General features: G+C 72.8%; 3 protein-coding genes and 1 pseudogene. 2 read left to right on the forward strand and 2 right to left on the reverse strand.

From position 1 onward, the window contains the following. A pseudogene (locus tag GT030_RS20670) lies at positions 1 to 580 on the reverse strand (peptidoglycan endopeptidase); the annotation flags it as partial. A 465-nt stretch (positions 581 to 1045) separates the two neighbouring features. Here GT030_RS20670 and GT030_RS20675 point away from each other — a divergent pair. Continuing rightward, positions 1046 to 3013, forward strand: a complete 1968-nt coding sequence (locus tag GT030_RS20675; protein ID WP_161202373.1) for a DUF1996 domain-containing protein — start codon at positions 1046 to 1048, stop codon at positions 3011 to 3013. A gap of 37 nt (positions 3014 to 3050) precedes the next feature. On the opposite strand, the gene GT030_RS20680 is transcribed toward GT030_RS20675, so the two are convergent. Then, complete coding sequence (locus tag GT030_RS20680; RefSeq protein ID WP_237522710.1) at positions 3051 to 3692, reverse strand: class I SAM-dependent methyltransferase; 642 nt, start codon at positions 3690 to 3692, stop codon at positions 3051 to 3053. Positions 3693 to 3800: 108 nt separating this feature from the next. Between GT030_RS20680 and GT030_RS36615 the strand changes: the two genes are divergently transcribed. Further along, positions 3801 to 4119 (forward strand): NAD(P)H-dependent oxidoreductase (locus GT030_RS36615; RefSeq protein ID WP_346009698.1); only part of this gene is annotated, 319 nt, incomplete at its 3' end.

Here is a 4119-nt window from a genome sequence, read left to right on the forward strand (position 1 = left end):
TCGGCGCAGGAGCGGCCGGGAGGCCCGGCATGCCGGAGCCGCCGAGGACCGGTTCACCGGCCGGCATGGCAGGGGGCGTCAACTGGGGCGCATCCAACGGCGGTTGCGCCCCCGGCGCGGCCGGCAGCGCCGCCACGGGCGCGGCCGGAGGAAGCGCGGTCGTCGTACCCGCCGCCTCCAGTGCCGGGGTGGACGGCGTGCCGCCCGTCAGCTCGGCCACCGGACGCTGCGAGGAACCCGCGGGCAGCGCGGGCGTCTCGGGCGCGAGGCTGGGCAGGCCCAGTTCGGCGGCGGTCCAAGTGCGTTCCACGGCAGGGCCGTTGTCGGGCATCCGATCGGCGGGGAGCGCGGCGGGCACGGTCGGCCCGGCCTTCGCGCGGGCCGCGTCGAACCACTGGCGGGTCACGGCGTCGAGCGCGGGATCGGGACGGCTGCCGGAGCGCTTGGCCAACGGGACGCCCCGCCTGCGGGTGGCGGCCGCCATCGCGCGGGTGGCGTTGTAGTTGCCCGTCGCGTTCTCGGCCCGTGCGTAGAGGGAGTCGATCCGCTGCCGAACCTCTTCGTGACTCTCCGGCGCCATGGGAGACGACTCCTTCCTTGCCCCGCAGGGCAGTTGGGCCGGCGCGCCCGGAAGTCGGTCGAATCTCCCGTACCGGACGCCGCTGCGGGCTCCTGGGGACGGGGAGCCGGGCGGCCTGCGGTCAACCTAGCCAACTTGTGTCACTCGTGTGAAGGTCACCGGGTGGAATGTCCGATACGTATTTGTGATGTTCGCCGCCGTGTTCGGATGGGCACACTAGGCACCCGCGTGGCCGACTCCCCCGTACGGGTGCGCGCGTGACCCTATATGCCTCATCTGGCGCAGTTTTCTTGAGAGTTCGCCATGAAATCCGGGCCGGGCTGAACACACCGGTGCCACCCCGCGTATGGATGTGGGGCGCCACATGCCCCCACCGACCACGACTCGCAGGGGACGATCTTGGAACCGAACAGGCGCAGGCGCCCGACCGGCGCACGACGCGTGACCCTCGCCGCGGTCGCGCTGATGCTCGGCGGCGGCGGCCTCGTCGCGGCGAACGTCTACGCGTCGGCCAGCGAAGGCGGCTGGAGCGGACAGGGCTCCGGCGACGCGGCCGCCGCATCTCTCAGGTCGGCCGGCATGGCCACCATCGACTGCCCCGACGTCGGCGCCCGGCTGACCGACGTACCGGAGGCGGCCCGCGGGGACGTCGACCGTGAACTGGCCCAGTTGGACCAGCAGATCGCGGAGGCGTACCAGCGGCTCCAGCAGTCGGCGGACGCGCTCCGGCAGGACCCCGAGGCCGCCGACAACTCGGTGATGAACCCGCTGAAGGACAAGCGGACCGCCACCCTGGGCCGTATCGCCGACGCCATCGGCCGGGCCGGGAACCGCCCCGACCAGCTCGACGCGCTCGCCGCCTGCACCCTGCGCCCCGCCGAGGCGGCGCCCGGTGGCGAATCCGCCGCGCCCTCCCAGGGCGGGGACCCGAACCAGGGCCAGGGCCAAGGGCAGGGTCAGGGCCAGGGCCAGGGGCAGGGCCAGAACGGCGGCACCGGCCAGGGCGGCAACGGTCCCGTGGCCGCCGACTACGCGGACATCAACTCCGTACAGCCCAACGCTCCCAAGGCGCCCCCCGGTGGCACCTTCCGCACCGAGTGCGGGGTCAACGAGAACGGCCTGTTCAACTCGGACAACGTGATCGTGGCCCCCGGTGTCTCCAACGGCGCCCACCACTTCCACGACTACGTCGGCAACCAGTCCAACACCGCCTTCGCCAGCGACCAGGACCTCGCCGACGCCAGGACGAGCTGCGCCGACCAGGGCGACAGGTCCACGTACTACTGGCCGGTGCTGCGCCTGCAGAACGGCAAGCAGGAGCGGGACGCCGGGGCGCCGGGCGGCGGTACCGAGGGCAACGCGGGCCAGATCGTCACGCCCAAGGAGGTCACCCTGACCTTCGTCGGCAGCCCGAGCGGCAAGGTCACCGAGATGCCGCGGCTGCTGCGCATCATCACCGGTGACGCCAAGGCGTTCGTCAACGGACCCGCCAACGCCAACGCCTCTTGGAGCTGCACCGGGTTCGAGGACCGGCAGCTCAAGGACCAGTACCCGCTGTGCCCGGCGGGGAGCGACGTGGTGCGCAGCTTCCACTTCCAGAGCTGCTGGGACGGCCGCAATGCCGACAGTGCCAACCACCGCACCCATGTGGCCTTCGCCGACGCCCAGGGAAACTGCCCCGAAGGGTTCAAGGCCATCCCGCAGCTCGTCCAGCGGATCGTCTACGACGTGGACGCGCCGAGCCTGAACGACGGCGGTAAGAGCACCCCGCTGTTCGCGGTCGACTCCTTCCCGGAGCAGCAGCACAAGCCGGTCACCGACCACGGCGACTTCATCAACGTCTTCGACGAGGGCCTGATGCGCACGATGGTCGACTGCATCAACTCCGGCCGGAACTGCGGTCCCGGCGACGACGGCAAGGGCGACGACGGCAAGGGCGGGACGGCCGAGCCGAGCGAGCAGCCCGGTGGCGGTCAGAACACCGCCGAGCCGAGCGCGACCGCCGAGCCCGGGAAGCCCGCGGAGTCCCAGCCGGCGCAGTCGGAGCAGCCGGGCAGGCCCGACCAGCCGGCCCAGCCCGACCAGCCCGCCGGCACCGCCCCGGCCGGGCAGCCCGCGCAGTCCAACCCCGTCGAGGCCCCCCGCGTCGACGCCACGACCGCCCCGGCCAACACCACCAAGAACCAGGGCGGCACCCCCAAGCGGGACGAGTCCAGCGCCCCGGCCACCGCCGCCGCGCCCCAGGTCTCCGAGTCCTCCCCGGCGCAGGCCGCCGCCGTCACCACCCCGCCGCCCGCGAACCTGGAGCCGCAGGCCGTGGGCAACGGCGGCCTCGCCGAGACGGGAGCCAACCTGTGGCCCGCGGCCCTCGGCGTGCTGCTGGCCGCCTCCGGCCTGGTGATGCTCCTCCGCGCCCGGCGTCTGCGCTACTGAGCCCCGAGCCCCCGGTTCCCGTGCGGGAACCGGGGGTTCAGTGCGCCGTACGCCGGCAGTACAGGAACAGATGCGGCTCCGGACCGGCGTCGGCGTGGGCCGGCATGAAGGTGGCGTGCGCCTCGGACAGCACGGAGAACCCCGCGTCGGTGGCGAGCTGGGCGAAGTCGTCGGGGGAGAAGCTGCTCACCCGTACCGGCTGCCCCATGAACTCGGTCTCCGCGTCGGCCACGTCCACCGGCACCGTGGCCAGCACCGCGAGACCGCCCGGCCGCAGCGCCCGCGCCAGCGAGGTGAGGACGTCCCGCTGTTCGGCGCGGGACATCTGGAGCAGCGAGAAGTACACGCAGACCGCTTCGAAGGACCCTTCCTTTAGATCCAGTTCACGGATGTCGGCCACCTTGAACTCGGCGTCCGGCACCTGGCGCGCGGCCAGCTCGACCATCACCGGTGACACGTCGACCCCCAGCACCCGGTGTCCGGCCCGTGCGAGTGCCTCGGCGGTGGGCCGGCCGGTGCCGCTGCCCACGTCCAGCACCCGGCTGCCCGGCATCAGGTGGTCCACCAGCCAGCTCAGCGAGGCCAGATGCGGCCCGGAGGCGGCGAACGCCTGCTCATAGGCGATGCCCAGCGTGTCGAACACCACCGCCGCCGGTGCCCGCTGCTCTTCCTCTGCCAAGACGGCTCCTCTCACGTTCCCTACCGGTGCCCGGCATCGTCGCACCCATACCCGCACTCCGGGCAGCCCTGTTTGCGGACCGGAGCGCAGGCAGGGCAGGGTGCGGGCGTGCCCACCTTGCTGATCATCCACCACACGCCGTCGCCGAACTGCCAGGAACTCTTCGAGGCCGTCGTGTCCGGCGCCACGGCGCCTGAGATCGAGGGCGTCCGCGTCGTCCGCCGCGCCGCCCTCGCCGCGACCGCCTCCGACGTGCTGGCCGCCGACGGCTACCTCCTCGGCACCCCGGCCAACCTCGGTTACATGTCCGGCGCCCTCAAGCATTTCTTCGACCAGATCTACTACCCGTGCCTGGACGACACCCGGGGCCGCCCCTTCGGCTACTGGGTGCACGGCGGCAACGACGTGACCGGCGCCGTCCGCGCGG

Origin of the sequence: Streptomyces sp. SID1328 (assembly GCF_009865595.1) — a bacterium.
Taxonomy (GTDB): Bacteria; Actinomycetota; Actinomycetes; order Streptomycetales; family Streptomycetaceae; genus Streptomyces; species Streptomyces griseoluteus.